Here is a 17,359-nt window from a genome sequence, read left to right on the forward strand (position 1 = left end):
GTGTAAGTGAGAAATCTAATTATGAATCCGAGTAGTAAAAGTGACATTGTATTAGTGGTTGACGACTCACCAGATGCGTTGAGCCTGATTCATGACACCTTGGAAACAGCTAATATGGATGTGCTTGTCGCCCTTGAGGGAAAGCAGGCTTTAACCATCGCCCGACGGATTCGTCCTGACATTATTTTGCTCGATGCCCTTATGCCGAACATGGATGGTTTTGAAACTTGTCGAGCGCTTAAAGCCGACCAAAGTTTGGCGTCGATTCCGGTTATTTTTATGACGGGGTTGAGCGATACCGATGATATTGTGCGTGGCTTAGAAGCGGGTGGTGTGGATTATCTCACTAAGCCAATTCAACCCAATGAGCTAATTGCTCGCATGCGCGTGCACTTGTCTAATGCTCGTTTAAGCAATAACGCGCAATCGGCTCTTGATAGCATGGGGCAATATTTGATGACAACGACTTACGCAGGCGAAATTGCTTGGGCGACGCCACAAACCTACGCCTTGCTTGCCAAAGCTCGCGCCAGCAGTGAATGGCAAAATACGGAATTAGCCCTACAAATACGACTTTGGTTAGCTCATCACCCCGTGGTCGGAAACGTCTTGAAACTCAGCGGCTTGGAATACCCTTTGGCGTTGAAAATGATGGGAATTACTGAGCAAAAAGAAGTGCTTCTAAGATTGGAAGATGGTGATAAACCGACAGGCCCTGCATTATTAAAGAAAGAACTGGATCTAACTGATCGCGAGTCCGAAGTATTGCACTGGATCGCCAATGGTAAAACCAATCGAGAAATCGCCGAAATCCTAGAGATGAGCCCGCGTACAGTCAACAAACACCTAGAGCAAATTTTCCCTAAGCTTGGTGTTGAAAATCGGACCTCCGCTGCAGGTGTGGCTTTGCGAATTTTATCGGCAGATCGATAGTTTTGGTAGGGTGTTTGCTATTGTTTAGGCTTAACTTTAGGTAAGCATTTACTTATTTTATAAACGCACAGATTACTCTATGCTGCCATTTTACCGCATCGAAGAAGGTGTTCTAATGTCTATTGAGAAATCCATCGAGTTATCGCTTCCCGTTGTTTACAAGGTGAATCAGGCTATAACGGCTAAGCAGTTTGTTGAGTTGCTGGCAAAAACGACATTGGGCGCGCGTCGTCCTATCGATGAGACTGTAACAATAGAGGCTATGTTGGAAAATGCTAATTTATTGATTACGGCATGGCAAGGCGAGGCCTTGGTCGGCGTGGCGCGTTCAGTGACGGATTTTGCCTTTTGTTGTTACTTATCGGACTTGGCGGTGGACGAATCTGTTCAGGCGTCGGGCATTGGTAAAACGCTGATCCGAATGACCAAGGAAGCCTTACAACCTAAATGTTCCTTGATTCTATTGTCAGCTCCTCTGGCCGTGGATTACTACCCTAAAATTGGTTTTACTCAACATAATAGTGCTTGGGTGCTGACGAATGTTGATGACTTAAAGTAAGGTATCTATTAGTTGATTAACCAATTGAATTATATAGAGTTTTGTAGGTCGTGGCGTCAGCCCGATAAAACGTGATTTGTCGTCACAAGTTTTTTGTCGGCCTAAAGGCTCGACCTACAAGTTATCCTCTTGAAGAAAAGCTGCTTAGATCTGGAACTGGCCGACTTCGTTGTCTACTTGCTTGGCAAGTTGGCTAAGTCGTTTCGATTGTTCTACACCTGTCTTACTTTCATCGGCTAAATCGGCCGCTACTTGGCGAATGGTCTCGCTGTTTTGGCTGATTTCATTGGTCACAGCTGTTTGCTCTTCTGCAGCGGTAGCAATTTGCGTCGCCATGTCTGAAATGCTGATGATGGCATTGGCAATTTCTTCTAGGCTCTCTGTCGCTGCATCAGCATCCGCAACACTGGTTTGTGCTTTGGCGCTGCTGTTTTGCATTGAAGTAACCGCTTTTGATGTTTGCTCTTGTAGTAGCTCAATCATTTTTTGAATTTCTTCGGTCGAAGCGTGAGTACGTTGAGAAAGCGTACGTACTTCGTCAGCAACCACGGCAAAACCTCGGCCATGTTCGCCGGCACGAGCCGCTTCAATCGCGGCATTAAGGGCTAGCAAGTTGGTTTGTTCTGCAATGCCTGTAATAGTCGATAGAATGCCGCTTATCTGCTGAGCATGATTATCTAATTCAGAAATCTGTTCAGTAGCAAGGCTTACTTCGTTGGCAAGTTGATGAGTAGAGTTACGGCTTTTCTGCACTTGAGCGCTGCCTTTATGGCCCAATTCAACCGAATGTCCCGCTGCTTTGGCAGTTTGTTCTGCGTTGCCTGCGATCTCGTGAGTTGCTGCTGCCATTTGAGTAACAGCAGAAGCGACCATGTCGATTTCTTGTTGTTGAGTGGCAACACGAGAGGCGCTTTGAGTCGATGAGTTAGACACATTTTGAGCTTCGTTCGCGACGTCTTTAGAAAGTACTTTTAAGCGTTCAACCACGCCATGCATGTGACCCACAAAGTCATTAAAGCCTTGTGCTAAGACACCAATTTCATCGTCACGTTTTACTTCTATGCGAGCGCGTAAATCGCCTTTGCCTTTAGATATATCTTGTAGGGCTTTAGAGACGCGCGTTAAGTCACTAAATATCATTTTGAATAACCAATACAATAAACAGCTAAATGCTACGAGAAGAACCAATGCAGTGATGATTTGACGAACCAATACTTTATAAACTGGCGCCATTAGTTCACTTTTGTCCATGGTGAAGACTAATGTCCAATCTGTATTAGGGATATTCTGAGCGTAAGCAAAAACCTCTCGGTCATTTAATGTTTCTTCGGCTAGCCTATCTTCTTTTGCAAGTTTGGACAGCGCACGAGGTGCGAAAATAGAGGAAATAGATTCGGCTTTTTTCATCACCATGTCTTTGTCAGCATGGGCAATAATGTCGTTGTTGGATGCGACCATCATGGCAGAGCCAGAACCTGGAATCTCAAGCTCAGCAACCTGTTTAGACAATTGATCCAAACTTAGATTTGCGCCGACCGTACCAAAGTTTTGGCCATTCTTTGTGACAGGATTCGTTAAGATGATAACCAATTCTTTGGTCGTAGAGCTTAGATTTGGGCCAAGAATACTTGGTTGGCCCATGCTCATTGCTTCTTGATACCAGCTCTTTTGGCGAGGGTCGTAACCCGGGCGTTTCGCGTCTAACGTAGGGTCTTGACGATACATTTTGCCATCATTATTACCGTAATAGGTTAAGGCAAAATTACCACTGTCATAAGCTTGTTTAATCGCGATGTAAGGTAATTGCTCAGGTGCTCGTTCTAGCGTGCTAGCAAGAGAAGCCGCAATGTCTTTTCGGCTATTTAACCATTCACTAGTATTGTCACCATAGGCTTTAGAAAAATGGCGAATGTCTTTTAGTAAAGAGTTGCGCATTTGCTGCGTCAGAGAAAGGGTCGTTTCTGTGACTAGATATGCTGTTGTGATAACAACAGCAAGAATGCTGACACTCAGTATCCGCGTGCGCAAAGAAAGAGTCATGAGGGTATCTCCATATATATAAAAAAAGGCGCAGCACCATAGTGATGCATACGCCCAAAGAGGTTATTCGTTACTAAAGCACAAAAGTGATTAGCAAATTAAAGAGTAGGGCCGCAGCAAAACCCAGTGGGGCAGCGCGGAACAGAAGTTGAGGGAACAGTTTTGTTCGACTTTCTTCTGTTGGGCAAGCGCCTAGAATCAAACTTCCTCCAGAAGAGAAAGGCGATATGGCTGTGGCCTGAGCACCGACTACGATACAGATGAATAGCATCATCGGATCCAATGACAGACTTTGTGCAATTGACGGTACGATTGGGAAAAGCGCTGGCGTAACCACGCCCAATGTACTGGCAAAAAGGGACATGAAAGCAGCAACAATACCGAATACAACGGGCACCAAAGCGGCTGGGATTGAAGTGCCAATCCAAGAGGCAAGGTCATTGATTGTGCCAGCTTTTATTGCTACCGAAATCAACATCCCTACGCCACAGATCATAATAAGCGTCGACCAAGGCACAGAGGCAATGGCTTTACGCTCGTCTCCAAGTTTCAATAATAAAGCGATAACAGAGAACACGCTGGCGATTAGGCCTATGTTCATCTTGGAATTTATAAAGGTAATCGTCTCATTATCAGGCAATAGAAGATGCGAAATGGGTGCAAGTAGCACTAAGCCCATCATGATAAGAGTGAGAGTTAAGGTTTGTGCTTGCTCTTTATTGAACGGCGTAGGGCGTTCTACTTGGAAGTCATTTTTGGCGACATTAGCACGGTGCTTAGTGAAGAACACCAATGCGGTAATCACAATTAAAGGAATAATAGCCGTGCTTAAGAAAATGCCAATAGAGTTTATGAAGGCTTGGTTTTCGGTAACACCAGCGCTGGCCATGATGCCGCGGAAGATAATGCCGCTTTGGCTGGACATGAAATTCGCGCCGGTTAATGCGCCGTAACCAACCGACATAGAGCCAATCACCATGCTCATACCAGTTCGTTGGCAAAGTAATAGCGTGATAGGAGCCATAAAAGCTAAAACTGTGTAGTAGCCTGCTCCAAGCGCAGAAATGATAGTTGTTGTGATGTAAATGGCGTATGGCAACAAATGAGGAAAGCGGCGGCAACGATACATAAGATGCTCTGCTAGCTTTTCTAACGTGCCATTGATAATGGCAAAACTGTAAAACAATGATACCGAAAAAATGATGAAGAAGATTTTCAGTGGCCACATTTTAATAATGTCGTTAGGGCTTAGTCCAAGCGCAAAACTGCCGATTAAATAGGCAAAAGCGATAGCGAAAAGACCAATATTAATACGGGTTTTATAACCAAGGATGATGGATAGTAGGATTGCTCCAACAACAAGTAGACTCATTTTTATGCTTCTCTTTTACAGTTCTTATTTGGTTGGCGGTTAAAACTTAAATAGTTTGCTTGGGTTAGTAACCAGTACTTTATTCCGCTCATCCATACTGGGCAGTAAAGCTTCCATAAAATCGTATTGTTCTTTGTAATTGGTCTGCGCTTCAAATTGTGTGTTTGGCCAATCACTGCCCCATAAAAAGTAGTTTGAATGACCATAGGCTGAACGCAGGATTGCTAGCATTTCTTTTGCTTGTTCTATGTCGGCATTGCAGCGGTAGGCCGCCGACACTTTTGTCCAGATTGGCGCGCCACTGCTCAATAAATCTAAAAATTCTTGATGGGTAGGGGTCGATGGGTCTATTCCTTCATCTGTACGAGCAAAATGATCAATGATCACTTCGACACCGGACTTTAGAATAGCTGGTAAAAAAGTCGCTAAATCATCGATTTCGCGCTGGATCTCCACGACCCATTTACGCGTAGCTAATTTACCTAAAAAAGTTTGCCAAAGGGGGGAGGTGTAATTCTCTAACGGCTTTTTAATTAAGTTGAGGCGAATACCAACCACTCCATTAGCATCTAACGTATCCAATTCACTATCGCTAATAGTGGGATCAACAACAGCAATGCCTTTTAGTTTTTCAGGGTGTTGACGTAATGCTTGCAACATAAAACTGTTGTCAGTGCCTAAAAAACTGGGCTGAACCAATATACCATGAGAAATACGATGACCTGCTAAATGCGTTAGGAAGTCTTCAGGCAGCGCATTATAGTCTGGCGCGTACCTGCGTTCAGCTGTCATAGGCAAATCAGTGCGAAAAATATGCGCATGTGTGTCGATGCCTGTTACTGGCAGATTGGTGTCGGAAATCATTAAAAAACCTTTACCTGTATGTTTTTAAATTTATTGGTGTAAGGATGAATGTATACTTTTGTAATTCATATAGATGAATATATGTTTATATGAGTATTAAGTCAACAAGCATAGACGCTTCGCTGCACTGGGATTAGAATGGTGAAATTTACTAAAGAGAGAAGAAAATGGCGCTGTTTAAGCATGGGCGGGATCATAGATTGCCGCTGTATCAACAGGTACGTGATGAATTGCTAGACAATATTAGTTCTGGAGTTTGGTTACCGGATGTGCCAATTCCAACGGAAAGTGAACTAACAAAAAGTTATGGAGTGGCTATTGGCACTATTCGTAAGGCGGTAGATACCCTAGTTAACGATGGCTTGCTCTATCGTAGTCAAGGTCGTGGCACTTTTGTGCGTCGTCCTGATTTTAATGCCTCTTTGTTTCGCTTCTTCCGTCAAATGTCTTCTGATGGGCGTTTTGTAATGCCAGAAAGTCAATTGCTATCCCGAACCTTCAAAAATCCACCACAGCAGGCCGCTGATGCCTTAAAAATAAATATTAATGACAAGGCTATTTGTCTTGATCGCTTGCGTTTATTAGAAGATCGAGTGGTATTAACGGAAGAAATTTGGCTGCCAGCGGCACTTTTTTCCAGTTTGATCGATTTAGAATTGTCTGAATTTGGCAATTTGCTATACCCATTTTATGAGCAACAATGTGGACAGCTTATTGCTTCGGCGAAAGAAACCTTAACAATAGCCTCGGCTAGCACGGGCATTGCTAAAGCTTTAAATACGGTTGAAAATAGCCCTGTTGCTGTTATTGAACGAGTGGCTTATGGTTACGATAAAACGCCTCTGGAATACCGGATTTCTCATGGTTCGGCAGAGACCTTTTGTTATCAAATAGAGATCGCTTAAACATTCAATATAGTACTTGACCTTATTCATCAGCTAACGCTTACTACTTCATCATGTTATGTCGCTCAAATAGAGCGGTATTGTTCTTATTAGAAGAAGGATTTTAAGGCGCCGTTATGAAGATTACAGATTTACCCTTTGGCGTAACAGACTGGCAAGGTGTGGAAAAAACGACCCACAAGGGCGAGAGCGGTTTTGCCTATTGGCAGACTAAGCAGTTCGGCGATATTCGAGTGAGAATCGTGACTTATTCTGCGGGTTATTTAGCAGATCATTGGTGTACCAAAGGACACATTCTTTTTTGCATGAGTGGCGAGCTGAAAACGGTATTAAAAGACGGTCGTACTTTTGTTTTATCCGCAGGCATGAGCTATCAAGTGGCGGATGATGCTGAGCCGCATCGTTCATCCACCTCGGAAGGGGCAACGCTATTTATTGTCGATTGAGTTGCGTCGATTCCATAGTAATGATTAATAAAAAGCAAAATCATCCTGTGGTTTTGCTTTTTGCGTTGTTCACTGTATTGGCTCGATTAGCGGGTTAAGGAAGAAACAAAACGTTTGCGAAAAGCACTGGGCGTTAATCCCATTATTTTTTGAAAGGTTTTACGGCAACTTCCCACATCTTCATATCCTACCTGCAACGCGATACTCTCGAACGGCAGCGTTGTTTGCTCTAACGCATCGCAAGCAGCTTGAATGCGGATACGTTGTAGATATTCATTTGGGTTTAACCCTGTGCATTTAGCAAAGTGTCTTAAAAATGTTCTTGGTGTGAGTTTGGCGAAAGCGGCCATGCTTTCGGTGCTTTTTAGTTCGGCAAAATGGCCTTGTAAATAATGTTGAACAGCTAGAATAGCGGCATCGCCATGGTCGAAATTAGGCTGAAACTGTTGGTAGTAGCGTTGCTCTCTTTTGCCAGTATCGATTACCAAGGTTTTGCTAAGCTGGCGAACGATATGAGCATTTGTCAGAGCTTGTACTAATTCCAGCGCCAGATCCATCCAAGACATCATTCCGCCGGCACTGATGATATCGCCTTGATTGATCAAAATCTTCGACGTATCTATCGCTTGTTCTGGGAAGCGTTCCTTGAACAATGCCTCCAATGCCCAGTGTGTTGTCATCTGGCGTTTTTCTGTTAGGCCTGAGTAAGCCAAAAAGAACGCGCCAGCACAGGCGCTGCAAAGTATGGCTCCACGTTGATGTTGTGCGATTAAAAAATTATTGATGATGGTGTTTTTCACACTGTAGCTGGCTTTGTTTAGAGTTGGGGGTAACAAAACCGCGTGATAGTGCGATTGCGTGTCTAATCCTGCCTGCAGGTCTGCCATGTGTAAAATATGCGTAGTAATACGAACTTCTAACCCCGTTGTTTTGCAGGCTTCATTGGCTAGTTCGAAGGTTTCTGCAAAACCATAAACAGCCGACAAAAGGGAGTGGGGATAAGCAAGCACAGCGATTTGATAATGTTTCAAGGTTTTATCCTGCTTGTCATTTATGCCTCCTAATATGTCAAATTTGACACTGTGATGGAATCTATTGTTTTGCGATGCTAACGTTTTAAACGCAACCCTATAGGAGTTAACAATGAGCCGCACTGCATTATTAGTCATCGACCCACAAAACGACTACTTCACTAATGGTAGCTTTCCTCTATGGAATGCCGATGAAGCCCTGAAAGAAATAATCAACGCCATTCAAGCCGCGAAAGAGCAAGATGCCGCTGTGATCCTTGTGCAACATGTGGCTGCAAGCGAGTCACCATTATTTGCTGAAGGCAGCGAAGGGGCAAAACTTCATCAAGCGATTCTTGAAGCGGCACCCGATGCACCAGTGATCACGAAAAAAAACGCCGATGCGTTTCAGGACACCAACCTAACGCAAGTGTTAGAAGAATTGGAAGTTGATCGTTTAGTCATCTGCGGCATGATGACGCAAAACTGTGTGACTCATACCGCCATCTCGGATGCGGCCTATCTTTATCAAGTCAGCATATTGCCTGATGCTTGTACTACCCGTGAACAACTATTGCACCTAATCGCTTTAGAGGCGATTAAGGCTAAAGTGACCTATACCGACATTCAGCACGCTTTTGAGCGAGTTTAGGTGGGAACTTTTAACGAGAATGAGAAAGCGTTGAAAGGCAGAAAATAAGAGGGCTGTGTAAGAGGTTGGTTGAAAAATAGCCTGTTAATCAACTACTTTCGAAGATTTATTACACATAAATTGCATCGACTTCTTGGCAAGCGGCGAGCATGTCGCTATAATCTGCAACGCTTTTAGGGCCTGTAGCTCAGTTGGTTAGAGCATCCGACTCATAATCGGCAGGTCCCCAGTTCAAGTCTGGGCAGGCCCACCATATATCGAAGCCTCGGCAGTTAGTGTTTGCTAACAGTCGGGGCTTTTTTATTTCTCGGAACACCCTCGGAACATTTATTCATTAACAGACTTGAATCTTTTCTATACAGGGCTGCCCGTTGATTGCCTTCAATGACCCCTAAAAAGCTATGGTTTGTGCTCGCCTAGGTTGTCTAAAAACCTCCTTTTTTATAGTGTCCAGAATCCTTTTATTTCTACTTTAGCCACCAGCCCCTTAACGTGTCTGAAAATCTACAGTTTGTTTATAATGTAAGATTTGCTATGTTAGGTTTTGTCACCCTTTATTTTATAGGGAAAAAAATAATGGACAGTTGATTGTCCATACATCTATATTAATTTTTTATTGGATATAAAAGGGATTTTGATGAAACTTCTTTGTGCGATTGTTCTAGGTGTGCTTCTTTCTGCTTGTGCTACATCCAACTATGAAGTTGGAACTAATTTTACCGCGCTACAAATCGATAGTATGAAAGAGGGGATTACAACTAAAGAAGATGTAAAGAGCAGCTTCGGTAGCCCTGCAACGATAAGTAAATCTTCTGATGGAACTGAGGTGTGGCTATATCAATATATTAAGACTTCTTCACACGCTCAAAGTATGGTCTTCGCAATGAAAGTACAAACATCCACTGAGTCGAAAACACTTAAAGTAACCTTTAAAGGTGATGTTGTAGAAAGCTACTCTTATACTGAATCACCAAATACGACGAATGTCTATTGATTAGCTCGTTTTCGTATTTGATGATAAGTAACTCCCCATATCCCACTATAGCCGCTTCTGTAAAGAAGGGCGTATAGTGTGGTTGGATCAAATCTTCTTCCATATCCAGTAGTGATTCCATCTTCGTTTAACCGCTTACACACGGCTTTATAAGGCGGTGGGCGCATGAATCGTTGCGCTATGGTCATTTCTTCAATGGTAGCTATTACACGCGCTCTTAGTTCGTCTGTTTTAGCATAAGTCATTAGAACGCCCCCAAGGTGCTAGCATTAAGCGGCTGGTGGATAGGTAAATAAATGTCATCATCATATAGGTACCAAGTGTGATGGCGACCAGTAGAAAAGCGGCTGTTAAAAGTTCGTTGTTATCATCGTTCATTTGTGTGCGTCCTCATGCCTTAGACCTTATCTTTCATAGAAAGATTAAGATAAGGTAAGGCGTATACATTGGCGTTCAGTAGGAAAAATGGTCAAAAACAAGGCGTTGTTTAAGGTGAACTTTACGGCACCTCCAAAAGCTGGATATAAGCCGCTTGGCGTTTGATAAATCGTCTCTCTTCGAGTTTTCCAATAAAAGAACTGTAATTTTTGCTGGTGGTTATGCCTTGTTGGTAGGCTCTCTGTTTAAAATCTTCCTCTCTGACTTCGTTTAGCTGAGTGGTAATGCTTTCGCCTGATTGATGCTCTTTTGCGATAGAGACCATTTCTTGTATCAGGTCTAACGCTTTTTGCTGATTCGCTCCAAGTTTTGCCAATTTCGGTGTGAGTGGTGCTTGGTAGTCTGTTTCAATTAAAGCAGGTGCCCAAAATGGTTGGCCGTCTTCATCTGTAATGTCAAGCTTTTGAGCTTCCAGTAAAAATGATTTATGAGCTGGTGTATCCGCATCTTTCATTTTGCTGTTTTTAATCGTGATGACTTTGCCGCTATCGGTTTCAGTCAGTGAGCAAGAATATTCCGTATCAACGGCACCCTTTAGCGCGGTGCTGCCTCTCGCGCCTTTGTCTGTGTCTTTGCCGCTGTGATGAACAACCAGCACGGAACAACCAAAAACCGCTCTTATCGTGTCTAGGTTTGAGATAAAGCGGCTCATATCGTCGGCCGCATTTTCATTGCCACCAAAACAACGCGCCAAGGTATCCACAACCAACAATGCTGGTTTTTCGTTCGTCTCTTGAATCATGCTCTGTATGACCATCATCATTTCTTGAAGCTGTGTAAGATCAGTTAAAACGGCAGCTTTGTTTGAAGTATAAAGTGGTGCGGTTGATAGTCGCTTGCCGTTGACTCTCTCCCACGCTGCTTGGCGTTTATTTAGTCCGTTAAAGCCTTCACCAGCGAGATAGAATACAGCGCCTTGTTTGACCTTTTGGCCGTGCCAATCTTTGCCAGTAGCAATACAGGCCGCCCAATCAATCGCCACAAAAGATTTACCGTTGGCAGGTGCGCCATAAATCAGGCTTAAACTATCCACTTCTAAATAATCTTTTATTAGCCAATTATTAGGCTTTATGTTTTCAGAGTTGTAGGGGTGAAACGCAATAGGCTTTCTAAGTATTGGTTTCAATGATAAAACATTGTCTATTGGTGCTTGGTGACTGGCATCATTCGATTCTTCTGTACCTTTTTCAAAAGCCGCTTTTACCAATGGAGCTATGTTTTTTATATCTCCAAAATAGATAGGGTCACCTTGGCGAGGGATAAGTACCCCGCCACCAGCTTCTGGAAAATAGGCAGCATCGCCACCCTTAACGGGCTCAATGTCGCCATTTCCTTGAAATGTATCAAAGGGTTTCATGTCTTGTTCAGCGGCAAATTTTGTAAAGGCATTCAATGACATTTAGGAGCCTCCATGCGTTCAATTACAAAACTAAATGTGGCTGTTCCTTCGTGCCCACCATAAAAATAATCTACGGTCACAGAGCACTCTTTCCCGTCTGGTGATAAACGGTAATAGCCAGTAGTGGCATCTGTACTCCCAGTAAAGGCGTGTAGCTTATCGTCTGCTTTTAGTGTTCCTAGTGTCGAGAGGGTTTCAAGTGCTGATCCAATGAAGTTAGAAAATACATCTTGGCTAATCATTTCACTTCCCCGTGGATGAAGGCTTGTAAAGCGCTAGCAGACCAGAGTAAGCGTCCATTTGGTAACTTTTGTGGCTTTATGCCGTGATACGATCCTGTATTACAGAGGCGAACACGGATAGAGGGAGCTTTTACCTTTAGGGTAGAAGCTAGTTCTTCAGTTGAGAGATATTCAGTTGAGTTTGTCATTTCACTTACCTTTTTGATTAACGTAAGTGAATTCTGATGGATATATGTTGGTGATTCCGTTGGTGAATCACCAACTATTTTTTAAATATAGCTTCGATTTCTGACCACTTTCTTATTGTCTCGACTGTTTGGCTTCTATTGGTATATTGGCAACTGTTTTCATTGTAATAGCAATTAGGTAGCCCACTATTTTTGAGGGCTCTTCTACAAGCTTCAATTTTAGATATAGTTGGATTGTTGTTGTATACTCTTCCTACTTCATTAACTATTTTTAGACGTTCCTCACTGGTGAATTTAGTATTTCCTTTGCTTTCATACTTCTTAGCGTAGGCGCCATATAATCTTCTTGCTATTGCTTGAAAATGACTTTTCTCAAAGTCAGCATGTATACCTGACATATAGCGTCTTTGGACTGCTAATCCTGTGTAATATGCCGATTTCATTGCATCATTTTTTCTTATTGCTTCACGTGCCATTTGAATATGATAAAGGCCTTTAGCTGCTTCAATAGCTAAAGGGTGGGTTTGTTGTGTATAGTTTTCTTGGATATAGAAAAATAATGTGGCGTAATCATCATAGAGGAAATTTTTTTCCTTTATGTAGTGTTTATATCCGCTATCCTCTTGCTTATAATTTGTGACTCTTTGAGAGATAAACCTTTCTAAAATCCGCTCTTCTTGTTCAAGAAGCCCTAGACCATCGTTTTCACCTTGACTCTTTTGCTCTTGCTCTCTTTTTAGTAGAGCAACCTTTTGAATATGATAGTCTTTTAGAGACTTCATGAATTCAGGGTCTTTTTGTAACTCCACCAGAATTTCAGAAAATCGTTTCTCAGATTCTTTATCATTGAAAATGATTTTACCCTTGGAAATTGTTCTTAGACCAAGAGACTCTTTATATAAATTGAAAAGGGGAAAGTCATCGCTACCGTTTTCATCCAATATTGTTAAATCAAATCTCGTTTCGGAAAAAATCCCATAAAATGGTGGCTGGTTGCCAATTTTAACTTGATATTCATTAGCTCGAAAATAAACCTCTTTGACCTGATATTTTTTATTCATGCCAGCTCTCTCTTAACAATGGTTAGCCTTTCTTGTGTTTCTAGCGGCACTTCTACCTTTGCTTGTTCTAAAATCCAGCCTTCTATGCGTTCATGCCAGATCCTTAATAAATCCAGTTCACGGGGCTTGTAGTGGCGCTCTTGTACTGCGCTGGGTTTGTGTCCTTGGATTTGTGCAATGACACCCGCTGGGGCTTCTACCCATTCAGCAAGTGTTGAAAAGGATCGTCTTAGGCCGTGAAGCGTTAAGCCTTTTAGACCTGCCGCTACTAGGGCTGGCTCATAGCTTTTTCTGTGCTCTACCATTCGGCCGTCTTGGCCTCTGGGTGATGAAAATACCCATTGGTTGCGTCTTGGTAGGGCATTGATTAATTGCTTAACGTAAGGCGTCAAAGGAATGGTTCGGTAACCTATTTCATTGCCTTTAGTGGTGGCCTTGTCTCGTATCACTAACTTATTCCATTGAAAGTCTACTTCTTCCCATGTGAGTTTTGCGAGTTCTTCACGTCTGGCGCCAGTAATCAGCAAGGCTTGAACATAGGCTTTAATGACGGGGTTTTGTATTTGCCGAACGTATTTAAACCAGTTTGAAAGCTGTTCTCTGTGAAGTACGTCCGTTTTGGGTGTTAGTTTAGGAACGGCTTTGCGTACTTTTTTGGTTTTTAGCTGGTGGATATCGAATAAGGTTGAATAGTGTTCTTCTTCTGATAGCCAATTGAGGCAAGCAAATAACAGTCTGTAAGTGTGAGCCGCTACGCCAGCGCGGGTCTTTTTTTGTTCGTTGATCCATGCTTCAATCATCGGTGCTGTTAGTTGGGTAAGGCGCTTATCTTTTAGCGGGTAGAGGCAACCTTCTTTAGTAACGCTTTTACCACGTCCTAAGTTATTAGGAAGGCCACCAGCTTGAATAGCTTTGAAATGATCTTTGTAGTGTTTCTCGCTCCAGCCTTGTTTATTGGATTCAACATAGAAAAACCATGCTGTTTCTAGCGTTGTGGCTTCTATTTTCCTGCGCTGGTTGTCTTGCTTTTCTTTGATAGCATTTTGTCGCTTTTCTTCCGCTGGGATAATGCCAGACATAGCCACAGACTTGATGCGTCTAGCTTCTTCTCTGACTCGTTCTAAGCTACTTTTGTTAGTGCCCCATGAATCTACTGTCCCCAAGGTTGTTTTGCGAGTCTTGCCGTTTACAGTAGCTCTGACAATAAATGTCTTTCGTCCACTGGAAAGAATACGCAATCCTAAAAATGGTGCTTCGGTATCCCAGAAGTATATTTCTGTTTTGTCAGTTGGGCAGCTAAGGCGTTCTATCTCAGTCTTAGTAAACTTGACCTTGGTTTGCATAAAATTATATTTCCATCAATTGACCCGTTTCGGAACATTCTCGGAACAATTTTTTATGCTTCGGAACACCCTTGGAACATTTTTGAACAAATGTTAGTCAATGTCAATTAATGTTAAATAACGCCTAAGTCATTGATTAAGATTAATATTATGGGTTTTAATCAATCTGTATAAACGCTTATCAATGTAATAAACCGATAACTCATAATCGGCAGGTCCCCAGTTCAAGTCTGGGCAGGCCCACCATATAAAATAAGCCTTAGTAGGTTAGTACTTACTAAGGCTTTTTTTATTCCTTTTTTATTGATCTGGTCGGATCATTCCTCTAAATATTCCTCTAAATTCACTTCATCATGCAGTTCTTCGGGTAGGAATCGCTTGGCGTATGTTAAGTAAGTACCGCTGGTTAGAAAGAAGCGGAACAGTTGTAGGTCGAGGTGTCCTTCTTTGCACATGTTAAACATAATGTCGACGGCAACGCTGAGTGGTTTGGCCTTTTTATAAGGACGGTCAGCGGCGGTGAGGGCTTCGAAAACATCGGCGATCATTAGAACTCTGTCGGGAATGCTGAGCTGTTCTGCATTGAGTTTTCGTGGGTAACCTTTGCCGTCCATTCTTTCATGGTGAGTGGAGGCATAAAGCGGTACTCGACTTAACTCTGGCGGGAAAGGCAGTTTGTCTAGCATAGTAATGGTGCTGATGATGTGTTCGTTGATTTTGAATCTGTCCTCTTTAGTGAGTGTGCCTTTTTGTATGGTGAGATTGTAAATCTCACCTTGGTTATATTGATGCTCGGGGATTGTCATCTTGATGCCTAGGGATTCATCAAACTTGACTTCTTTATGCCGAGGAATGATGTGTTCAGGCTTGTCTGATAATAGGGTTTCTATGGCGTTATGTGGATCCCTGTGCTGGTCTTGCTCTGCATGCATCATTTCTTCTGCAGGGGATAATCCTAAGCGATTATTGAAATGGCGAGTCCATTCTTGTGCACCAATGGCTTTGATCTTGTTTTGCTCTTTTTCACTCATGAATTCACTGCCAATGTTGGCTTTGGCTACTAATGCAAATTCCTCTTGAAGCCTTGCTTGATTTTCTTGCCATGTTGCTAAGGCGATACTTGGGTCTTGTTTTTCAATATGTACAGAGCGTAAGTAGTCTATTTCCGCATCGCGCCATAAGACTTCAAATCGTGTGCGAATCTCATGAATGCGATTGTAGATACATTCGAGTTTTGAGCCTTTGTCGATGATGTGTTCTGGCATGGTGATTTTGCCGCAGTCGTGTAACCAAGCTGCAATACGAAATTCTAGGCGTTCATTGTCATTGGCAAATTGGAAGCTTTTATAAGGGCCTTCTTCGGCTTTTTCTAAAGCGTCGGACAGCATGAGCCCTAGTTCTGGAACTCGATAGCAGTGGCCGCCAGTATGAGCGGATTTGTCATCTATGGCCGTGGCGATAAGGCGGATTAATGCCTCCATAAACTCTTTTTGGCTGGCTTCATGCTGCTTGATGTCTTGAGACATAGAGACGAAGGAGTTAGATAGTTGCCAGATTTCTTTAATGTGCGAGTCTGTGAAGGTGACATCATCAAACTGGCGTCGTTTGATTTTCTCTGTTTCGAGTTGTAGTTGTCGAATCGGGCGAACGATGGGGGCGCTAAAAAGCCAGATAATGGGTAATAAGATGATCATTACCAGCGCATTTAACAATGTGGAATGAAGCGCTTCTTTGGTGGCTTGTTGAAACAACACGTCCTTTGGCAAAGTAACGGCGATGTATTGTTGATTGAGTATGTCGTTACTGATGGCTGTAATAAATGCATAGTATCGAGGATAATTTTCTTTTTCGATAAGGGTTGGCTGTTTTGCGTTTGGGTTGCTGGCAATGTCGATGAGTCTTTTTGATTCTATGCCAAGGTAATCTTGAATGTATTGATGAGACGACGATGTGTCTGAGTCGCTATCCGTTATATTTGACGCAATGATTTTGCCATTTTGGTTGAATAAAAAGGCCTGCTCCTGACCATTTATCAGTTTTGTTGAAGATAAAGTCAGTTGATCTGATAAAGACGATAAAAGTATATCTAATCCGATTACCTGTTCTGTGTTGCGAATTCTCTTTGCGTAGGTTTGTCCAGATATCTGTAAGTGTTCAAAAGTATAAGGTGGGGTTGTAACGATATTATTTTGTTCTGATGCCGCAAACCATGGTCGCTTTGTAGGGGAGAAACTACTCTTCTCTGTTTGTTGGTGATTCAGGCGAAAGGTATTCGAGTAAAAATAGGTGCGGCGTAAACGCTTTTCGCCATTCCCTGAAATATGTACAGCGGCCCAGCGGTCATCCGCTTGCGCCCCCATTCGTTGTCTTGTGTCTTTGGCTGAGTTTAGGTTAATGAGCTGAAAAAAGTTTTCTTGCTTGTCACCAACATAAAGGCTGTATAGCTCGGGACGCTTTTGTAGAAACTGAGCAAATAGGCTGCTTTTGTGTTCTATGCTGATGTTGGATAAATCTGAGCTGATGAGCTCGGAAAGCAAATTAACGGCTTGTTTGGCGTCGCTGTCCAGGCTTTGAACACTGTCGCTCATATGATCGGAGAGTAGATCGATGCTTGATAGCATGTGATCGACAGCGGTTTTTTTGCTGGTGCTATACTGCAGAGAAATAGCAATGCCTGCGGTAATGACGATTGCCAGAAGAAACATATTGGCAACAAGAATTCTGATAGATAATCGTTTGGATCTTCGCTGCTTGCTAGTCACTATTCATTCCCTTGTAATGAGTATTGAGTACATACATTTGTGCAAATCCATCAATGTGATGATTTGTTATCTCTTATGTCTTCATTCTTGGTCCAAATTTTTTCCTTATTCGTTTTTCTTATATAAGGTAATCATTTTTCCTTCTTATCCA

General features: G+C 42.7%; 17 protein-coding genes and 1 tRNA gene. 7 read left to right on the top strand and 11 right to left on the bottom strand.

Features of this window, described 5'->3' with window-relative positions; genetic code table 11:
• Window positions 1–21: 21 nt before the first annotated feature.
• Window positions 22–933, top strand: coding sequence for a response regulator transcription factor (locus C1X04_RS03575; protein WP_110575141.1), 912 nt, complete (start codon window positions 22–24; stop codon window positions 931–933).
• Window positions 934–1,012: 79 nt separating this feature from the next.
• Window positions 1,013–1,492, top strand: coding sequence for a GNAT family N-acetyltransferase (locus C1X04_RS03580; RefSeq protein ID WP_245927030.1), 480 nt, complete (start codon window positions 1,013–1,015; stop codon window positions 1,490–1,492).
• Between the two features lie 144 nt (window positions 1,493–1,636).
• On the opposite strand, the gene C1X04_RS03585 is transcribed toward C1X04_RS03580, so the two are convergent.
• The 3 genes from C1X04_RS03585 to C1X04_RS03595 form a co-directional block, all read right to left on the bottom strand.
• The gene (locus tag C1X04_RS03585) at window positions 1,637–3,532 is read right to left on the bottom strand and encodes a methyl-accepting chemotaxis protein (RefSeq protein WP_137169195.1); all 1,896 of its coding nucleotides are present in this window, start codon (window positions 3,530–3,532) and stop codon (window positions 1,637–1,639) included.
• A 73-nt stretch (window positions 3,533–3,605) separates the two neighbouring features.
• Window positions 3,606–4,904 (bottom strand): SLC13 family permease, encoded by a 1,299-nt coding sequence (locus tag C1X04_RS03590; protein WP_137169196.1) that lies wholly within the window; start codon window positions 4,902–4,904, stop codon window positions 3,606–3,608.
• 39 nt (window positions 4,905–4,943) lie between these two features.
• The gene (locus C1X04_RS03595; protein ID WP_137169197.1) at window positions 4,944–5,768 is read right to left on the bottom strand and encodes an amidohydrolase; all 825 of its coding nucleotides are present in this window, start codon (window positions 5,766–5,768) and stop codon (window positions 4,944–4,946) included.
• 167 nt (window positions 5,769–5,935) lie between these two features.
• Between C1X04_RS03595 and C1X04_RS03600 the strand changes: the two genes are divergently transcribed.
• Window positions 5,936–6,673 carry a GntR family transcriptional regulator gene (locus C1X04_RS03600; protein WP_137169198.1) on the top strand — a complete coding sequence of 246 codons (738 nt, stop codon included), beginning with the start codon at window positions 5,936–5,938 and terminating at the stop codon, window positions 6,671–6,673.
• Between the two features lie 116 nt (window positions 6,674–6,789).
• Complete coding sequence (locus C1X04_RS03605) at window positions 6,790–7,119, top strand: DHCW motif cupin fold protein (RefSeq protein ID WP_137169199.1); 330 nt, start codon at window positions 6,790–6,792, stop codon at window positions 7,117–7,119.
• Window positions 7,120–7,205: 86 nt separating this feature from the next.
• Here C1X04_RS03605 and C1X04_RS03610 read toward each other — a convergent pair whose 3' ends face one another.
• Window positions 7,206–8,150: a GlxA family transcriptional regulator gene (locus C1X04_RS03610; RefSeq protein WP_137169200.1), complete on the bottom strand. Its 945-nt coding sequence runs from the start codon at window positions 8,148–8,150 to the stop codon at window positions 7,206–7,208.
• Between the two features lie 112 nt (window positions 8,151–8,262).
• Here C1X04_RS03610 and C1X04_RS03615 point away from each other — a divergent pair, with 112 nt between their 5' ends.
• The 3 genes from C1X04_RS03615 to bamE all read left to right on the top strand — a co-directional run bounded on the left by C1X04_RS03615 (window position 8,263) and on the right by bamE (window position 9,775).
• Complete coding sequence (locus tag C1X04_RS03615) at window positions 8,263–8,781, top strand: isochorismatase family protein (protein ID WP_137169201.1); 519 nt, start codon at window positions 8,263–8,265, stop codon at window positions 8,779–8,781.
• A 176-nt stretch (window positions 8,782–8,957) separates the two neighbouring features.
• Window positions 8,958–9,034, top strand: a tRNA-Ile gene (locus tag C1X04_RS03620).
• Between the two features lie 384 nt (window positions 9,035–9,418).
• Window positions 9,419–9,775, top strand: coding sequence for an outer membrane protein assembly factor BamE (bamE, locus tag C1X04_RS03625; RefSeq protein ID WP_137169202.1), 357 nt, complete (start codon window positions 9,419–9,421; stop codon window positions 9,773–9,775).
• On the opposite strand, the gene C1X04_RS18835 is transcribed toward bamE, so the two are convergent.
• The 7 genes from C1X04_RS18835 to C1X04_RS03655 all read right to left on the bottom strand — a co-directional run bounded on the left by C1X04_RS18835 (window position 9,769) and on the right by C1X04_RS03655 (window position 17,208).
• Complete coding sequence (locus C1X04_RS18835) at window positions 9,769–10,020, bottom strand: recombinase family protein (RefSeq protein ID WP_368073954.1); 252 nt, start codon at window positions 10,018–10,020, stop codon at window positions 9,769–9,771. The genes bamE and C1X04_RS18835 overlap by 7 nt on opposite strands.
• Window positions 10,007–10,153, bottom strand: coding sequence for a hypothetical protein (locus tag C1X04_RS18400; protein WP_175404890.1), 147 nt, complete (start codon window positions 10,151–10,153; stop codon window positions 10,007–10,009). Before C1X04_RS18400 ends, C1X04_RS18835 begins: the two co-directional genes overlap by 14 nt.
• Window positions 10,154–10,274: 121 nt before the next feature.
• Complete coding sequence (locus C1X04_RS03630; RefSeq protein WP_137169203.1) at window positions 10,275–11,612, bottom strand: helicase RepA family protein; 1,338 nt, start codon at window positions 11,610–11,612, stop codon at window positions 10,275–10,277.
• Entirely contained in the window at window positions 11,603–11,854 is a 252-nt protein-coding gene (locus C1X04_RS03635; protein WP_137169204.1) for a hypothetical protein, read from the bottom strand. Before C1X04_RS03635 ends, C1X04_RS03630 begins: the two co-directional genes overlap by 10 nt.
• A gap of 262 nt (window positions 11,855–12,116) precedes the next feature.
• The gene (locus tag C1X04_RS03645) at window positions 12,117–13,103 is read right to left on the bottom strand and encodes a hypothetical protein (protein ID WP_137169206.1); all 987 of its coding nucleotides are present in this window, start codon (window positions 13,101–13,103) and stop codon (window positions 12,117–12,119) included.
• Window positions 13,100–14,446 carry an integrase family protein gene (locus C1X04_RS03650; protein WP_137169207.1) on the bottom strand — a complete coding sequence of 449 codons (1,347 nt, stop codon included), beginning with the start codon at window positions 14,444–14,446 and terminating at the stop codon, window positions 13,100–13,102. The genes C1X04_RS03645 and C1X04_RS03650 overlap by 4 nt, the downstream gene beginning before the upstream one ends.
• A 317-nt stretch (window positions 14,447–14,763) precedes the next feature.
• Window positions 14,764–17,208 carry an HD domain-containing phosphohydrolase gene (locus C1X04_RS03655; RefSeq protein WP_137169208.1) on the bottom strand — a complete coding sequence of 815 codons (2,445 nt, stop codon included), beginning with the start codon at window positions 17,206–17,208 and terminating at the stop codon, window positions 14,764–14,766.
• Window positions 17,209–17,359: the final 151 nt, after the last annotated feature.

Source organism: Marinomonas sp. FW-1, assembly GCF_005222245.1.
Classification (GTDB): domain Bacteria; phylum Pseudomonadota; class Gammaproteobacteria; order Pseudomonadales; family Marinomonadaceae; genus Marinomonas; species Marinomonas alcarazii.